The 17,376-nt window shown below is 45.2% G+C and carries 13 protein-coding genes; 1 reads left to right on the top strand and 12 read right to left on the bottom strand.

From position 1 onward, the window contains the following. The first annotated feature begins 92 nt into the window (after window positions 1-92). The gene (locus L1D50_RS09195) at window positions 93-1,535 is read left to right on the top strand and encodes a catalase (protein ID WP_239965929.1); all 1,443 of its coding nucleotides are present in this window, start codon (window positions 93-95) and stop codon (window positions 1,533-1,535) included. Between the two features lie 58 nt (window positions 1,536-1,593). Here the strand turns inward: L1D50_RS09195 and L1D50_RS09190 are convergent, their stop codons facing one another. The 12 genes from L1D50_RS09190 to L1D50_RS09135 all read right to left on the bottom strand — a co-directional run bounded on the left by L1D50_RS09190 (window position 1,594) and on the right by L1D50_RS09135 (window position 17,311). Beyond that, window positions 1,594-2,040 carry a hypothetical protein gene (locus tag L1D50_RS09190; RefSeq protein ID WP_239965928.1) on the bottom strand — a complete coding sequence of 149 codons (447 nt, stop codon included), beginning with the start codon at window positions 2,038-2,040 and terminating at the stop codon, window positions 1,594-1,596. A gap of 673 nt (window positions 2,041-2,713) precedes the next feature. Beyond that, the gene (locus L1D50_RS09185; protein WP_239965927.1) at window positions 2,714-4,051 is read right to left on the bottom strand and encodes an ATP-binding protein; all 1,338 of its coding nucleotides are present in this window, start codon (window positions 4,049-4,051) and stop codon (window positions 2,714-2,716) included. Continuing rightward, complete coding sequence (locus L1D50_RS09180) at window positions 4,048-5,367, bottom strand: sigma-54 dependent transcriptional regulator (protein WP_239965926.1); 1,320 nt, start codon at window positions 5,365-5,367, stop codon at window positions 4,048-4,050. Before L1D50_RS09180 ends, L1D50_RS09185 begins: the two co-directional genes overlap by 4 nt. Before the next feature lie 60 nt (window positions 5,368-5,427). Next, entirely contained in the window at window positions 5,428-6,648 is a 1,221-nt protein-coding gene (locus L1D50_RS09175) for an FtsX-like permease family protein (protein WP_239965925.1), read from the bottom strand. Between the two features lie 2 nt (window positions 6,649-6,650). Continuing rightward, entirely contained in the window at window positions 6,651-8,012 is a 1,362-nt protein-coding gene (locus L1D50_RS09170) for an ABC transporter permease (protein WP_138522212.1), read from the bottom strand. A gap of 9 nt (window positions 8,013-8,021) precedes the next feature. Next, window positions 8,022-8,717, bottom strand: coding sequence for an ABC transporter ATP-binding protein (locus tag L1D50_RS09165; protein WP_138522214.1), 696 nt, complete (start codon window positions 8,715-8,717; stop codon window positions 8,022-8,024). 41 nt (window positions 8,718-8,758) lie between these two features. Beyond that, a complete protein-coding gene (locus L1D50_RS09160; RefSeq protein WP_138522216.1) occupies window positions 8,759-10,027 on the bottom strand; it encodes an efflux RND transporter periplasmic adaptor subunit in 1,269 nt (422 codons plus the stop codon). Between the two features lie 911 nt (window positions 10,028-10,938). Continuing rightward, window positions 10,939-12,834: a propionyl-CoA synthetase gene (locus L1D50_RS09155; RefSeq protein WP_239965924.1), complete on the bottom strand. Its 1,896-nt coding sequence runs from the start codon at window positions 12,832-12,834 to the stop codon at window positions 10,939-10,941. A gap of 222 nt (window positions 12,835-13,056) precedes the next feature. Further along, on the bottom strand, window positions 13,057-13,722 hold the full coding sequence (locus tag L1D50_RS09150) for a GntR family transcriptional regulator (RefSeq protein WP_039495756.1): 666 nt from the start codon (window positions 13,720-13,722) through the stop codon (window positions 13,057-13,059). Between the two features lie 139 nt (window positions 13,723-13,861). After that, complete coding sequence (locus L1D50_RS09145; protein ID WP_128728224.1) at window positions 13,862-15,358, bottom strand: aldehyde dehydrogenase (NADP(+)); 1,497 nt, start codon at window positions 15,356-15,358, stop codon at window positions 13,862-13,864. A 32-nt stretch (window positions 15,359-15,390) separates the two neighbouring features. Beyond that, entirely contained in the window at window positions 15,391-16,392 is a 1,002-nt protein-coding gene (locus L1D50_RS09140) for a 4-hydroxyproline epimerase (protein ID WP_128728225.1), read from the bottom strand. 4 nt (window positions 16,393-16,396) lie between these two features. Continuing rightward, a complete protein-coding gene (locus L1D50_RS09135; protein WP_138583383.1) occupies window positions 16,397-17,311 on the bottom strand; it encodes a dihydrodipicolinate synthase family protein in 915 nt (304 codons plus the stop codon). Between the last annotated feature and the right edge of the window lie 65 nt (window positions 17,312-17,376).

Raw genomic sequence — 17,376 nt, 5'->3', positions numbered from 1 at the left:
AAGCTATTACTCAACCAATTGTTTAAATTGAATTTTTTCTTTGGTTTAATTCTTGCTGTTAGTTTCTAAATTTTATTTGAAGGAAACGAGCAATGACCAAGTGTCCATTAACCACCACAGCTGGTAATCCAATCGCCGATAATCAAAATAGCCTTACAGCAGGTCCTGGAGGCCCCTTATTGGTTGAAGATTACCAGTTAATCGAAAAACTGGCACATCAAAATAGAGAGCGTATTCCAGAACGTACCGTTCATGCTAAGGGATGGGGTGCGTTTGGAACATTTACAGTAACAAACGATATAAGCCGATATACCAAGGCAAAGCTATTTGCTGAGGTTGGTAAGCAAACCGACATTCTGATGCGCTTTTCAACGGTAGCCGGAGAAAGAGGGGCTGCCGATGCGGAGCGTGACGTAAGAGGTTTCTCGATAAAGTTTTACACTGAAGAAGGAAACTGGGATCTAGTTGGCAATAATACCCCCGTATTTTTTGTTCGTGATCCGTATAAATTCCCAGATTTTATTCACACCCAAAAACGCCACCCTAAAACGAACCTACGCTCCAACACCGCACAATGGGATTTTTGGTCTCTGTCACCGGAAAGCCTGCATCAAGTATTAATTTTAATGTCTGACCGTGGCTTGCCAACGGATGTAAGGCACATGAACGGTTATGGCTCACATACCTTTAGTTTGATTAACGAAGAAAACCAAAGAGTTTGGGTGAAGTTTCATATGAAAACCCAACAAGGCCACCAGCATCATACTGATGAAGAGTCTAAAACGGTAATTGGCGAAAGCAGAGAGAGCTTTCAAGAGGACTTGCTTGAGGCTATAGAACGAGGAAATTATCCGAAATGGGATATGAAAATTCAGGTGATGACTGAAGCACAAGCAAAACAATTCCAACACAATCCGTTTGATTTAACCAAAGTCTGGCCGCATGGCGACTTTCCACTCATCGATGTTGGCACACTCGAATTAAATCGCGTACCAGACAATTATTTTGCTGAGATAGAACAAGCCGCATTTAGTCCGTCTAACGTGGTATCTGGCATTGGATTTTCTCCGGATAAAATGTTGCAAGCACGCATTTTCTCCTATGCAGATGCTCACCGCTACCGACTCGGTACGCATTATGAGGCATTACCTGTTAATCGCCCAAAATGCCCTGTGCATCATTACCACAAAGACGGTGCAATGCGGTTCTTTAACAATGAACCCGGTGGTAACGAAGATGCTTATTACGAGCCTAACTCGATGGGAGGCCCAAAAGAGAATCCAGAGTATAAACGCCCTGCTCTTGAACTTGAGGGAATGGCGGATAGATACGACCACCGCAAAGACAATGATGATTTTTCACAGCCTCGTGCTCTATATTGCCTATTTGATGATGCCCAAAAGCAGCGCTTGTACGGCAACATAGCACGCGCGATGGCGGGTGTACCTGAACATATCATAGAACGCCAACTTGGGTTATTTAAATCTGTTCACGAAGAACTTGAAGCCGGTGTTAGAACAGCACTGAATGAATAAGGTTAACTGCCTAATCTGAACAAAAAGCTAGCACCTGAAGTGCTAGCTTTTAAAGCTGCTAGATTTGTGACCATGCCTTTTTGGTTCCAAGCGCGTAAGCCCCTCCTATTACCAAACAAATTGAGGAGCTCACCCACCAAAACGTCATGCTGTTATCTGGGATGGTTGACATGATAAAAACAAAGCCAATTCCCCTGATTAAAAAGATTGCACTGATCACACACAGGACGATTTTCATCAAAGGTAATTGTCGGATCCGTTTCGCTCCTGAAAACGCATAGCATGACCAGAGTAGTAAAATCGTAGCGATAACGGCAGTGATAAGGTGAGGATAAATAAGCCCTTGCTCGGCCATAGTAGCCATTTCCTCGCCGGCACCAAAAAATCGATACCAAGGTGCACCGAAGACAATACAGCCTACATGCGCCACTGCCGCAATGGCTGTACACACACCCGCGAAGAGTAAAAAGTGATTTTTGGTTTGAGTTTGCGCGTTCAAGTTCATTTCCCTGTATAGTCAACTTGCTTAAGTATCACTGTTCTGCCTTTGCCTGTCGATAGATATGCGCTCAACCAGTATTGTTTGTGGGTCGTGATTTATCACGACAAAAAGATTTCCGCGGCTTAGAGTGCAGCATTAGAGGCAAAAAGATCGCTGGGTGAACCCGCTCCTACCAGAAATTGAGCTTTTAGGACAATATTTGCTTTAGCAGCGCAGCTGACTGGTAGGTCGTGATTTATCACGACACAGGATTTCCGCCCCTAAGGTACGGCATTAAAACCAAAAAGATCGCGGGGTGAACCCGCTCCCACCAGATATGGGCTTAGCAAAAAATGAGATCAACCAAATAAATTTGTGAAGCTTGTTATTTGTAGGTCGTGATTTATCACGACACAGGATTTCCGCCCCTAAGGTACGGCATTAAAACCAAAAAGATCGCGGGRTGAACCCGCTCCCACCAGATATGGGCTTAGCAAAAAAWGAGRTCAACCAAATAAATTTGTGAAGCTTGTTATTTGTAGGTCGTGATTTATCACGACACAGGATTTCCGCCGCCTAAGGTACGGCATTAAAACCAAAAAGATCGCGGGGTGAACCCGCTCCTACCCGAAATGCGGAATCAAAAAACGCTGGGTGGATCTGCGCCTACTCGATATGGGTTAGTACAATGACAATACTATGTTTTTGGTGCAACGAGGGGTAGATCAAACTGCACCATTAGTCCGCCCTTTTCGCGATTAAATAGCTTAAGTTGTCCACCGTGGGCAATGGCGACTTCATTACAAATACTCAGCCCTATCCCTGTGCCACTTGGTTTAGTAGAAAAGAATGGCAGTACTGCGTTTGCTAGCTTTTCTTCTTCCATTCCTACACCTCTATCAACAACCACGACTATCAGGCGTTGATAATCAACCAGCAGCTTCACGCCTATTTCATCTATTTTAGATCCTGACTCATGGGCGTTTTTAACCAAATTAATCATCACCTGCTCTACCTGTATGGGATCAAAAAAAGCGCGCTCCACAGGAAGTGGTGCCAGCGAAGTAAAGTCATAAAGCTTACCAACGGTATCAAGTAAGGGCTGCAAGGGTTGCTCTGAAATATTAGGAGCCGGTAATCTCGCAAATTCACTATATTTAGCCACAAACTCACTCAAGTTTTCGGTGCGGCGATTAATGGTTGCCAGCATATCAGGTAGCAACTGGACTAGGGTATGATTTTGTTCTTTAGCGCTACGCTCAACAATCGTATTTGCGGAGTTAGTCAACGAAGAAATGGGCGCTAATGAATTATTGAGCTCATGACTTATCAGGCGAATGGCGTTTTTCCAAAGTCCCACCTCTTGACGGCTCATTTCGCTAGATAAGTTTTGACACATTAGCAATACATGTGGATGGTGGTTGAGTGTGATACTCTGCCTTGAAAAGTAATAGCTTTGCTTTTCATCATTGGCTTGAAAGGTCACAAACCCGGATTCTTTTTGTAGCAAAATTGTTTGCAGCTTAGGCTCTGCATTCGCGATGGCATGATGAAGTACAAGGCCACTTAAAGATTTTTTGTTATTGAGTAATTTCCCAGCTTTGTCGTTGGCATATACAACCTGATCAAACTGATTGAGTAATATAATCGACACCGGCGACACCTGCAAAATGGTATCGAGTAGTAACTCCCTTTGGCTAGTAGCGTGGCGCTGTTTTTTTAATGTCGTCGATAAACGATTATATTCCAGAATTAAGTCAGACATTTCTATGCTTTCAAAGTGGGTAATTTGAACTGAGAAGTCTTGATCTTTAAAACTGCGGATCCCGTCCGTTAAGCAATCTATGATCCGCCGTTGGCGAGAAAAAAAATAACTGATACCGACAATGCCAAATACCGTTGCAAAAAGGAGCCCCACCGGAATTGCCAGAGTAAGTGGTATTGCAAATGAAGCTGCCAGCCATAAAATAGCCGCAAACACCAATAATGATACAAATAAGCATGCAGACACAGCTGCTTGAAGAGATATCGTCATTTTAAGCCAAATTTCTCCATTCTCCGATATAGTGCTTGCCGACTTAATCCAAGCTTTCTTGCGGCTTTACTGACGACGCCATCAGCGCTGTCTAATGCAGCTTCGATATCTGCTTGTGTATATTCAAGCGGCTCTTCATGTTGTGGTATTTGAATTGCTAAATGCTCACACTCAATTTCTTGCCCGGGGCTCAGCAACACAGCACGGGCTATGGTGTTTTCAAGCTCTCTAACGTTTCCAGGCCAAGTATGATGCTTTAACTGCTTCATAGCTGCGTTACTCAAACTCTTATTGCTAGGCAAAAAGTGATCCACTAACACGACAATATCTTCTTTTCGCTCAGATAGTGGCGGCAGCTTTAACTCAATCATATTGATACGATAATATAAGTCTTCTCTAAAAGTACCTGCCCGAATGGCCTCTGGTAAATTACTGTTGGTGGCACTGATCACCCTAACATTCACCCTCTTTGTTATCGTGCTGCCAACGCGTTCAAACTCACCACTTTGTAAAACCCTCAGTAATTTTTGTTGCCCTGCCAAAGACAAGTTGCCGATTTCATCCAAAAATAAGGTCCCGCCATCAGCCGCTTCAAAGCGCCCTGCCCTCGATTTTTGTGCGCCTGTATACGCACCACTTTCAACCCCAAATAATTCGGCCTCAATCAGGTCAGCTGGGATAGCTCCTGCATTTACCTTAATAAAGGGTTTATGTTTATAGCTGCTATTGACTTGCACGATTTCTGCAATTTTTTCTTTACCTGCCCCGTTTGGTCCTGTGATCAATATTGGTGCATCAGAATGGGCAACCTGAGTTGCCATTTCAAGCAAGCTCAACATAGCAGGATCGGCTACCACCACACCACACAGATCGTATTGCGCTTTTAGCTTCTGTAATCTGGTATTGCGCTGATTAGCGGCGCTACTAACTTGTTCTTGTAGTTCTCGCATTTCGAGCAAGTTTTTCACTGAGGTGACGAGTTTATGGTCTTTCCAAGGTTTGGCTAAGTAGTCTGCCGCACCATCTTTAATTAGCTCCACCGCCATTTCAAGATTTGTCCAAGCGGTCAATAAAACGATAGGTAAATCAGGCTCTAAATCTCTGATTGCTTTATATAGGGCTTTACCTTCTGCCCCGCTGGTGGTGTCTCTGGTAAAGTTCATATCTTGAATGACCAAGTCGAACTGTTTACTACGTACCATCTCTAAGCCTTGCTGCGGAGAAGTCACGCCTTCACACTGAATATCATTGAGCAATAAGAGGACTTTAATTGCTTGAATTACATCCGGATTATCGTCAATTACCAATACACTCATGAACGCTTTTGATCCTAATTTGTAGATTTAGCCCCTTTCGGGGCTGTATTGTTTTTATTATTAACTCGATTTAGTTACTTGCGCCGGCGACACTTTGGCGGCTTCCTTAGCAGGCAGGTACACCGCCAATGTACTCACAAGCCAAGTAAAAATAGCTACCCCAACCAATAACGGTATCTCTACCACACTTTGCACTCGAACATTATTCATCAAAAAATAGTAAAGCAAAATCGAGAGGCCAAAGCCTAGCACTAAACCGATACAGACTAAAATTGTATTTTCTTTAATTAAAGACCACATCACTTTACCTTTAGATGCGCCTAGTGCACGAAGTACACCATGATCTTTCTTTCTAAGGCTAACAGAAAAGCTGACAAGTGCGACTATACCGAGCGCGGTGACCACACAAGCGATGCCGCTTATACCTGCCATGGTGAGTGCAAAGGTGCTGCGGCCATCCCACAAACGCTTTTTAGCACGCGCTACAAATTCAACTCTCTCTACCATACGGCCCTCAGAATGATAAAGCGCGGTTTCGACCTCTTCTAGAATGCGCTCAGATACGCCTTCCTCTACTCGCACTAAATAATTGGCCCGCTGACGGTTACCCCAGATGACTTCAGGTACAACTCCCGAATTGTAGGGTTGTTGACTATATGTGGCACTTTCACCAAGCATTTTACCTTTATATACCCCAACGACTTGGTGAGGAATACGCTGTCTTGAAATATACACCGACTTTCCAAGAGCAGAGCTATCACCAAATAAGGACGTGGCAAGGTCGTCACTTATCATAATAACGCCGGCATTTTTTGTAGTCTCATCGCCTTTAATAAATTCGCTGGCATAAAACCTGCGCCCTTCAACGAGATCAAGCCCAAGTACATCAACTCCCTTTTCATCTAAGCCAAAGAAGCCGAACACGCTATAATCCGTTTCTGGTTGGGTATCTTTAAAAATGGTCCACCCAGGGCCTAAGCTGTTTAATACCAGTTCTCTACCGGCATAAGATGCACCGATAACCCCCGGTACGTTTTCAATCGCTTGAATATCCTTTTCGATAAGTGACTGGACATTTACTGAGGTATCAAATACACGCGTCGTCACATTGAGAATTTGTTGCTCTTCCAGCTTTGAAGGAATTAACCAGTTTTGCAGCGTTGCATAGCTGATAAAGGCCGTGTTGCTGACAATCATCACGGTAATCGCGATTTGTAGAATAATTAATAGTGAAATGCTCTTTTGCTTTAATATCAGCTTTAAAATATGTTTAATCGCCATGATTATCCCCTTAACTCTGCAGCTGGTGATACGCGACTACTGCGGTATACCGGATATAACCCAGATAGACCCACCGCTAAGAAAATCCCAATAGTCGTCCAAAGTGCCAGCTCACCATCGAACTGATAGATTTGTCGTACTTGCTCAGCAAGTGCCATATAATCCGTCTGATACATACGCAGATGGAACATCAACTCGAGTCCTGCAAATGCTAGTACAAAACCAAACAGCACAGATGCAACCGTGAGCATGAGAATTTCTAGAAAATGAATTTTCATGATCACTCTACGATTTGCACCGAGGGCTCGGTAAAGAGAAATAAGCTTGCGATTGGCTTGGAATTTGGCCAGTAGGATCCCCACTGTATTCACTAAACAAATGCCAAATAATAAATACGAAAAAGTCAGATAAATGGCTTCCCACGCCATAAAGCGCTGGATCAAAATATACAGCTCACCCATGCTATAAAAACTAGTAAGGTTAGTATGTTGAAACCGGCCAACTTCTTGTTGGTTAACGATATAGTTATTTAACCAGGTTTTTAGTTCTGCAAGATGCGCCGTCTTCTTGTCTTCTTGATACTGGAACCAAACCGTCAAATAACCACATTCAGTACTTTTCAACATGTCGATACTGCCACTTCTCGGGTTAGTTGCAGTGTATAACTCGTCAGTTCTGCACGTTACTTGCCCCGTTCTCGGAAAGTTTTGCGCATAAGCATAATTTAGCGGAATAAAAACATCGTGGTTGTAATTATTGCTAAAGCTCAAATCTTGGAAGCGACGTTTATAATTGCTTAAATCAACCACGCCCACGACTTGTATTTGTTCTCCTTGAACTTGAATAAACTGTCCAACAGAATTCGCCCCACCAAATAGATGGTCGTTGACGTTTTTACTGATCACAGCCACCGCTTCACTACTTTGCTGGCTTTTTTCGTTCCAAGATGTACCGTAAATAAACGGCGCATCTAGTACATTAAACATCTCTCTATCTGTACCAGATGCCTCTACACTAATAGGCCTAACTGAGTTATCAGCAAGACCAACAATAAACTCCGTGGTGTAGTTAAACGATAGGTGCTCGTACGATAAATCCGCTTGCTTAAGTGCTTGGGCATCTTGAAAAGTCCAGCGAGGAAATTGTCTAAAGTCGACAACATCTACCACCGCATCATAATAATTGAGGCCTGCCGTAAATAAGCTGTTTGCCTTATAACCAATGACTTCGCTACTGCTTTGTTTTACTATGGCTGACATAGTCAACATTAAAGTGATCCCAACTGCAAGGTTGATTATCATTAGTGCACTCAGTTTGGGCTTTTGCTTTAACCCTTGCCAAGCTAAAAGTACTAGCTCTTTCATTGCCTGCTCCTACACTGCCAGTTCGGTTAGTTGAGATTTAGTGATGTCAGTGAGTTCACCATCAAGAATTTGAATGTTGCGACCAGCTCTTCGAGCCAGTTCATTGTCATGCGTTACCATAATCAATGTAGTACCCGCTTGGTTTACCTCTTGTAATAAGTCCATCACTTGCCTTGCCATTAAGCTGTCTAAATTTCCCGTTGGCTCATCCGCCAATAGGAATCGCGGTTTCCCCGCCAGTGCTCTGGCAATAGCAACACGTTGCTGTTGCCCGCCACTGAGCTGTGCAGGATAATGCTTCATTCGGCTGGCAAGCCCAACGAGTTCGAGTGCTTCTTCAATGCGCTTTTTACGCTCATTGGCTTTTATTCCCCTAAAAATAAGGGGGACTTCAACGTTGTCATATAAAGATAAGTCACTGATAAGGTTAAAGCCTTGGAAGATAAAGCCAATTTTTTCGTTTCGTAGTTGTGATAGCTTTTTATCGTTAAGATTGGCAACGTTTTCACCATCTAGAAAATAATCACCGCGCTCAAAACGCTCTAATAAACCCGCAATGTTCAAAAAGGTCGTTTTACCCGATCCTGACGGGCCTGTGACCGCAATAAATTCCCCTTCTTCAATGGTCAAATTCACATTACTGAGTGCATGGGTCTCAATCAGATCTGTGCGATAGATTTTGCTTACTTCATTCATTTTTAACATTGTCTATTCCTTCTAATTCTTATTCGCAACGAAAGCTGGCGCTACTTCCCGAGTAGCACTCGCGCTTTTTTATTGAACGGTTCTAAACTTGAAATCACGATTTCTTGCCCTTCACTCAGGCCTTCAATAATCTCAACTTCAGAAATACTTTTTACACCAATCTGAATTGGTGTTTGATCAGCCTGCTCACCGACAACCGCATAGGTAAAACGCCCGGCACCGGTTTCAACAAATGCACCACGCCTTACTTTGAGCACATCTTGCTTTTGCGATAGGATAATTCTTGTAGATACCTTTTGATTTTGGCGAAGGCCGCTTGGCTGCTCGTCAAAGCGCACCCGAGCACTGACGCGACCAGCTTCGATTTCAGGGGAAATAGCGACCAGCTTCGCATGATATTGGTATTGATTGATAAATACTTCAGCGGCCATGCCGACCCCCAGGTTGTCGGCGTAAATTTCTGGTATTTGTGCTTCAACTTCAAGCTCAGAAAGGTCAACCAGTGATATTAATGCGGCATCTCGCTGTACAAACTGCTTTTGTTGGACATGCACAGTACCAACAATGCCTGATAACGGCGAAATAATATTAAGTGCTGCTACCTGACGCTGCACTTCTTCTAAAATATGCTGCTGTCTGGTTAGGCTCAGTTCACTACTTTTTAGCTCAAACGCAAGTCGCTCTTGCTCAAGCTTTAGCGACTCGATGGCGTGCCGCTCTTGTAACTGCGCGCGCTTAAGTTCAACCATTGACTGTTCAAGCTCTAATTTTGAGATAATTTGCTTTTCGATGCTTTGTTTTGAGCGCGCCATTTCACGCTCTGCCGCTTCTAAGTCTACTTTCGCCATTTCCATGCGTTGTTCGGTATCGAGTAGCTGCTGTTTAATCGAGATCCGTTGGCGCTCAACTTCCGTTTGTAAACGTTCGAACGTAGCCTCTTCTTGTAGTAAACGATTGGTTAGTTCAGGACTATCTATCCTAAGCAACGCTTGCCCCGCTTTGATGGCATCACCAGGTTTAACGTTTAGCGTTACTGTGCCCGATGCGATGGCATATAAATCTGGATTATTCGCAGCGAGCGTACGCCCTTCAACACGAAGATCTTCGCTGATATCACCTCTCACTACTGTGGCGAGACGTACTTGCTCCCGCGATACGGTCTGCTCTGCTGATAGAATAGTGTTAATACTTGACCAAGCACTGGTTAGTCCACCTAATGTGATGCCAACGGCCAATAACGCAATTACAGGCTTTTTTATGGTTCGCTTTTTTGCGATTTGTTTGTCTTGCGCACTTGTATCTTTAATCATGCTACCTCCATGCGGACACGTGAGTGTCCGAGATTATCATGAGTAACTAATTACAAGTAGCGTGCCAGAATTTATATTGTTGTTTTATATGAAATTTATGAGATTTAACGGCTTTATTCAAGGGGATTGGACGGACACCGGACAGTTTGCGGACAATAGCAGAACGTGACTAAAACTGGTAGGTCGTGATTTATCGCGATATCAGATTTTTGAGGTAACCGCACTCCAAAAGATCGCGGGGTGAACCCGCTCCTACCTAATGTTGATGCGCGTTTAGCACAAGGTTTACCCTAACAGCTCAGTAACAAAGCTGGATCGTGACTAAAACTGGTAGGTCGTGATTTATCGCGATATCAGATTTTAGAAGGAACCGCACTCAAAAGATCGCGGGGTGAACCCGCTCCTACCTAATGTTGATGCGCGTTTAGCACAAGGTTTACCCTAACAGCTCAGCAACAAAGCTAGATCGTGACTAAAACTCGTAGGTCGTGATTTATCGCGATATCAGATTTTAGAAGGTACCGCACGCAAAAGATCGCGGGGTGAACCCGCTCCCACCTAATATTGCTGCGCGTTTAGCACAAGGTTTACCCTAACAGCTCAGCAACACTGGTAAATCATTACTAAAACTCGTAGGTCGTGATTTATTGCGACATCAGATTTTTGAGGTATCCGCACTCGAAAGATCGCGGGGTAAACCCGCTCCTAACTAATGGTGATGCGCGTTTAGCACAAGGTTTACCCTAACAGCTCAGCAACAAAGCTGGATCGTGACTAAAACTGGTAGGTCGTGATTTATTGCGACATCAGATTTTAGAAGGAACCGCACTCAAAAGATCGCGGAATGAACCCGCTCCTAACTAATGTTGATGCGCGTTTCGCGTTAGGGGTAACCTGCTGACACGCAAAAACTATTGGTGCTGGCTCACATCCCACAATTGCTTTAACTCTTCGATAATGGCCGGGTCGTCAATGGTAGATGGCACGACAATGTCTTCTCCGTCTACCAGCTGGCGTAGGTTCTTTCTGAGAATTTTACCCGAACGGGTTTTGGGTAAACGCTCAACCACTTTAATGGTTTTAAGGCAGGCAATCGCGCCGATTTTTTCGCGGATCAGGCTTCTTATCTCCTCGGCAATTGCCGATTCAGTGGTGTTTACGCCATCTTTCAATACCACCATTGCAATGGGTACTTGACCTTTTAACTCGTCTTTACCGGCGAATACCGCGCATTCTGCAATTGCATTGTGACCAGCAACGATTTCTTCCATTTCACCAGTTGACAGTCTATGCCCGGCTACGTTTATTACATCATCAGTGCGGCCCATAATAAACAGGTAGCCGTCTTCATCAAAATACCCGCCATCGCCAGAGAGGTAATAGCCGGGGTATTGTGATAAGTAACTGCCTTTAAAGCGCGCCGTGTTATTCCAAATAGTGGTTAAACAACCGGGAGGAAGTGGTAATTTAACCGCAACAACACCTTGTTGATTGGCCTCGCATGGACTGCCGTCTACATCGAGGATCTCGACTTGATAGCCCGGTGTAGGAACTGTGGCACTGCCCGCCTTTGAAGGCATCAATTCAATCCCAACTGGGTTACACGCAATTGCCCAGCCCGTTTCCGTTTGCCACCAGTGATCAATTACCGGTAGCTTTGTAGTGGACTGTAACCAGTCGTAGGTGGCAGGGTCGAGTCGTTCACCAGCTAAAAATAGCGTTTTTAGACTGCTGGTGTTGTAATTAGCCAAAAGCGCTGCGCTCGGATCTTCTTTTTTAATGGCACGAAATGCCGTCGGTGCACTAAAAAGTGCTGCCACTTGATATTCTTCAACCACTCGCCAAAATGCCCCTGCGTCTGGAGTTTTAATCGGTTTTCCTTCGTATAACACGCTGGTACAACCATAAATCAGTGGGCCATAGACAATATAAGAATGCCCCACAACCCAGCCAATGTCGGATGCTGCCCAAAACACTTCTCCGGGCTCCATGCCGTAAACGGTTTTCATACTGTAGTTTAATGCCACGGCGTGACCGCCCTGCTCTCGCACTACTCCTTTGGGTGTGCCTGTGGTGCCAGAGGTATACAAAATATAAAGCGGATGCGTGCTTGGTAAAGGCACAGCATCAAAAGACTCTGGCGTATTTGCCACCACAGTCCAATCTAGGTCCCTTGGCGATGACATCTGCGCTTGGTATGCTTCACGCTGTAGCACAATGCAATGTTCCACTTGATGCTTTGCCAACGACAAAGCTTCATCCAGCATAGGTTTGTATTCAATCGTGCGACCTATTTCAATTCCACAAGAAGCACTGATCACTAGCTTTGGTTTAGCATCATCTATTCTCACCGCAAGCTCATGGGGCGCAAAACCGCCAAACACCACAGAATGAATAGCACCCACGCGCGCGCAGGCAAGCATAGCAACAACCGCCTCTGGCACCATGGGCATATAAATTACCACCCTATCCCCTACACTTACACCAAGTTGATTTAAGCCAGCTGCAAAATGGCTCACTTGAGAGAGCAATTCTCGATAGCTAATTTTGCGTTTGGTATTCGTCACTGGCGAGTCATAAATTAATGCAGTTTGCTCGCCTCGGCCATGGTGTACATGATGGTCGAGTGCCAAATAACTGGTATTCATCAAACCATCACTAAACCAATGACTTAGCCCCTCTTGGTCCTGGTTATGTCCGATTTTTGGTGGCGTATGCCAATCAAGCCGTGCCGCTTCGTTGAGCCAAAATGCCTCTGGGTCTTGGGAAAATGTTTGATATGCCTGCTGATAGGTTGTTGTTGTCATAATAGGTTACTCAGTTTTGCTAGAACAGAGTAAAGATAGATAAAAAGCCGCCAAATTTTGATGAGACTTTAGTCTTGCGAGGATGATGTGGATCAATGTTGGGGGCGTTAGGTATGATTATGTCTGTGCAATACATGTAATCACAGCGTCCTGAACAACAGTCATGGTAGTAAATATGACTACGGTTCAGAAATCCACTGAGATTTATTTAACCAAATTTACCTATTGCTCGCTTTCAAGCTTTAGTAGCAGCGCTTTAATATCATCTTTTGCGCCAGTGATATGCTTTTTCAAAAAGTCACAGGCCCCTTTGGTATTTTTATCGCGGCACAGCTCTAATAACTGGCGATGTTCCTCGGGCGCAGTTTTAATGCCACCGGCAAGAAGGATGTGCATGCGCACGTAGCGCTCAGAGTTTTTACTGTACACATCCACCAACTCGCGAGTTTGTGGGCGCTGTGCTTTGCTGTAGAGTTTACTGTGAAATTCGGCGTTGAGTTTACCCGTTGCCAACTGTGTATCACCAGCGGCAGTGGCTTCTTCAAGTTCAGCTAAGATGGCTTCGGCTTCTAATAGGTCACGTGCGGTTAACTTGTCGATTGAGTGACGTAATAGCTCGGCTTCTAACAATGCGCGTAAGTCAAATATTTCATCGATTTGTTCGGCACTTAAACGCGTGACTGTCGCACCTTTGTGCGCTTCAAAGTTAACTAAGCCTTCAGCTTCTAGTTGCAGAAGGGCTTCTCTAACTGGGATACGACTGACATTTAACTCATCTGCCAGCGCGGCTTGCCTTAGCGGCTCGCCCGCTTTGATTTCGCCAGTGAGGATTTTTTCACGAATTGCTTCAGCAACTAATTGAGTTCGAGTTTTATGTACAATCGCCATAGTATTTAGTAATTATTGTTTTATGAACTCATTATAAACGTATCTGAGTTCAAATTGCATGTTTGTCGAGTATATAAGTTTGATGTGCGAATTATGTCTGAATAAATAAGCCCATAGCAGTACTATGGGCTTGGTTTGCTTAACTTTGTATACAAATTGGTCTTACGAATCGTTTGAGCGCTTCTAACCCTACCGATGTTGAACGTACATCGGTTGATGACGGGAACGGCCCACCGTGGTTCATGGTGGCGCACACTTCAACGCCCGTGGGCATTTGCCCGTAAATCAATCGACCTACGCGGTATTGTAGCGCCTCTATGATGCATTCGGCTTGATGTAGGTCAGACTCAGTGCCATGAATACTGGCGGTGAGTTGTCCATCTAAGTCTGCGATTAAGTCTTCAAGCTGTGCTAAGTTGTCATAGCTCACCACTAAAGCACTTGGCCCAAAGACTTCTTCTTTAAGCCTTGCATCGGTTGCAAAGCTTTCGCTATCCGTCAGGAACAAGTGAGCGCTTGCGTGAAACGGCTGTGCTTGCTCACCAGCGCTCAACAACGTTACTTGAGGGTGTGCTTTTAGCGCCGCGATGCTGTTTTGATAAGCTTTTAAAATGCCCGGAGTCAATAAGGTATCTGAAGGCGCTTCACTAATATGTCGCTTAGTTGTCTCGATAAATGTTTGCGAACTACTACTTGGCACCAACCAAATGCCGGGGCTAGTACAAAATTGACCATTACCCATAAGTAAAGACTGGACAAATTGTGCACCAAGCTCTGCGCCTTGTGCCTGTACTTTTTCAGGTAAGACAATTTGCGGGTTCACGCTGCCAAGCTCACCGTAAAGCGGGATAGGTTCATGGCGCTTCGCGATGGTTTCTTGCAATGCTTTTGCAACGCCAAAGGAGCCTGTAAACCCAACCGCTTTGATAGGCTTAGCTTCCACCAGCCAATGCGCGACATCGTATGCTTTCGCTTGCAGCATTGAAAACACCCCGCTTGGCATATCGCACTTGCTTATTGCTGTGGCGATGGCCCTAGTCATTAGCTCACACGTTGCCGGATGTGCTGGGTGACCTTTATATACCACAGGACAGCCGGCGGCTAACGCAGCTGCGGTATCGCCCCCGAGCGTAGAGAAGGCATACGGGAAGTTTGACGCGCCAAACACCGCAACAACACCAATAGGAATATGCTTAAGCTGTGTTTTTGGCTTAGGCACCGGCGTGCGATTTGGGTCTGCTTGCTCTTCCTTAGTCAGGCAAAGCTCAGCTAGGTTATCTCTCAGCGCTGCAGCAAATGTGTTTAATTGGTTTACCGTGCGGCCACGCTCGCCCTCGAGTCGTGGCCTTGGTAGGTTAGTTTCTGCCATCGTAGTAGTGATCAGCTCATCACCTAAGGCGAGAATTTCTTGGGCTATGGTCTCTAAAAATTCGGCTCTAGCAGTCATCGAGGTTTTACGATAAGCCTTAAAAGCCTGCTCTGCTGCATTAACGGCTTCTTCTACTTGTGCTTCACTGGCGTTAAAAAATGCTTGCGTTAACGGTTCATTGGTTGCCGGGCAAAACGCGCAAAACGTTGTTGCCGTTTGTGCGGCTTGCCACGCACCGTTGACGTAGCTCTTTCCTGATAAATTCATTGTTAGCTCCTGTTTTCTTTCAGTCTTAATGGCTAGAGCACCTGAAAACCAAGTGCATACGGATCTTCGTCATCTACAGTGATACAATTACTCCCCGTTTGACGTGCCCAACCTTGAATACTTGGTAGAATAGCCGCTTTTCCCGCGACCTCAGTTGTGCCTTCGACCTTACCGATAAATTGACTGCCTATGATGCTCTCGTGAACAAATGTATCACCCTCTTTTAGCAGCCCCTTTGCATACAACTGTGCCATTCTTGCACTTGTGCCTGTGCCACAAGGTGACCTATCAAGTGCTTTATCGCCATAAAATACCGCGTTGGCCGCATGACTACCTGGGTGCTGTGGCTTGCCTGTCCACAACACATGGGAGGCGCCGCACACGGTAGAGTCTTCGGGATGAATAGGGTTTATTTGCGCATTAACTGCCGCGCGCACTTTAGGGCTCCACGCCAGTAATTCAGCGGCGCAGCTTTGATCCACACCAGCAAATAAACTTTGAGGTTCAACGATAATGTAAAAGTTACCGCCATAGGCGATATCAAGGATAAGCTCCCCCAACCCATCAACGTGGACAGGCACCGCTTGGTAAGCCAAAAATGCCGGCACATTGTAGAGCCTTACCCAAGTCACTTTACCTGCTTTCATCTCATAATAGGCATTCACGCGCCCCGCAGGGGTGTCAAGCTTGAGTACCCCCTGTTCCTTTGGGGTAATAAGGCCGCTTTCGAGGCCAAAAGTGACTGTCCCGATAGTGCCGTGCCCACACATAGGCAAGCACCCAGAGGTTTCGATAAATAGGATTGCCACATCCCCATCAGCAGTGGTCGGTGGATACAAAAAGGCACCCGACATCATGTCATGGCCTCTGGGCTCAAACATCAATGCGCGCCTTATCCAATCGTAGTCACGTAAAAAATGTTGGCGCTTTTCACTCATGCTCTCGCCCAAAAGCGTTGGATGACCGCTTGTGACCAAGCGCACGGGATTGCCACAAGTATGGCCATCTATACAATAGTAGGTGCCTAAAATCATACGCTTAGTCCAAGTTATATTGGCTTAAGTCAATTCGATTTGCCATCGCTTCATCGTACAAACGACTTACATAGGCTTTTTCTTCTTGAGTTAGTGGCAATCTTGGAGAACGAGTCACTTCACTACCGCGCCCAGCCAAATACTCTGCATATTTGATGCACTGCACCAGTGTCGGAATCGTATCTAAACGTAGCAAAGGTAAAAACCAACGCCACAGCGCGCGCGCTTCCTCAAAACGACCTTGCTCAGCAAGTTTATAAATAGCCACTGACTCGCGTGGGAATACATTGGTCAATCCCGAGATCCAACCCGTCGCACCAAGCATCAGGCTTTCCAGTGCGATATCATCAACACCACCAAATACCACGTAACGATCGCCAAATGCGCTAAACAGCTCGCTAATACGGCGGGTATCTTCCGTTGCTTCTTTTACAGAAACAATATTGGACTCTTCAGCTAAGGTTTTCATGCCTTCGATTGACACGTCGACACCATAGGTCACTGGATTGTTGTAAATCATAATAGGTAATGCGGTGCTGCGCGCCACCTGTTGGTAATGATGAATAGCTTCACGCTCGGTTGAGCGGTAGACCATCCCCGGCAATACCATCAGTCCATCAATGCCTAGCGCTTCTGCATCCTTGGCAAACTCGACAGCAAGTGCTGTTGTGGTCTCAGCCACACCACTAAGTAGTGGCACTCTATCACCTACAACTTCTGTTGCAGCTTTTAAAACTTGGCGTTTCTCGTCAGCCGTGAGTGAGCAATTTTCACCTACGGTGCCTAATACTATGATGCCATGAACCCCTTCGTTAATCAGGTTATCTATCATCGCTTTAGTGGTATCAAAGTTGATACTTTCATCATCATGGAATTGAGTGGTTACTGCTGGATATACACCCTGCCAATTTACGTTCATGGTTCTCGCCTTTCATTAAGTTGTTTAGTTATTGTGCTTGCCATCATAGGTATATTGTATACAAT

This window comes from Pseudoalteromonas sp. Isolate6 (assembly GCF_022398435.1).
In the GTDB taxonomy this organism is placed as follows: Bacteria; Pseudomonadota; Gammaproteobacteria; order Enterobacterales; family Alteromonadaceae; genus Pseudoalteromonas; species Pseudoalteromonas galatheae.
Note: the sequence above shows the minus strand (reverse complement) of the source record. Positions and strands in the feature narration are given on the sequence as shown.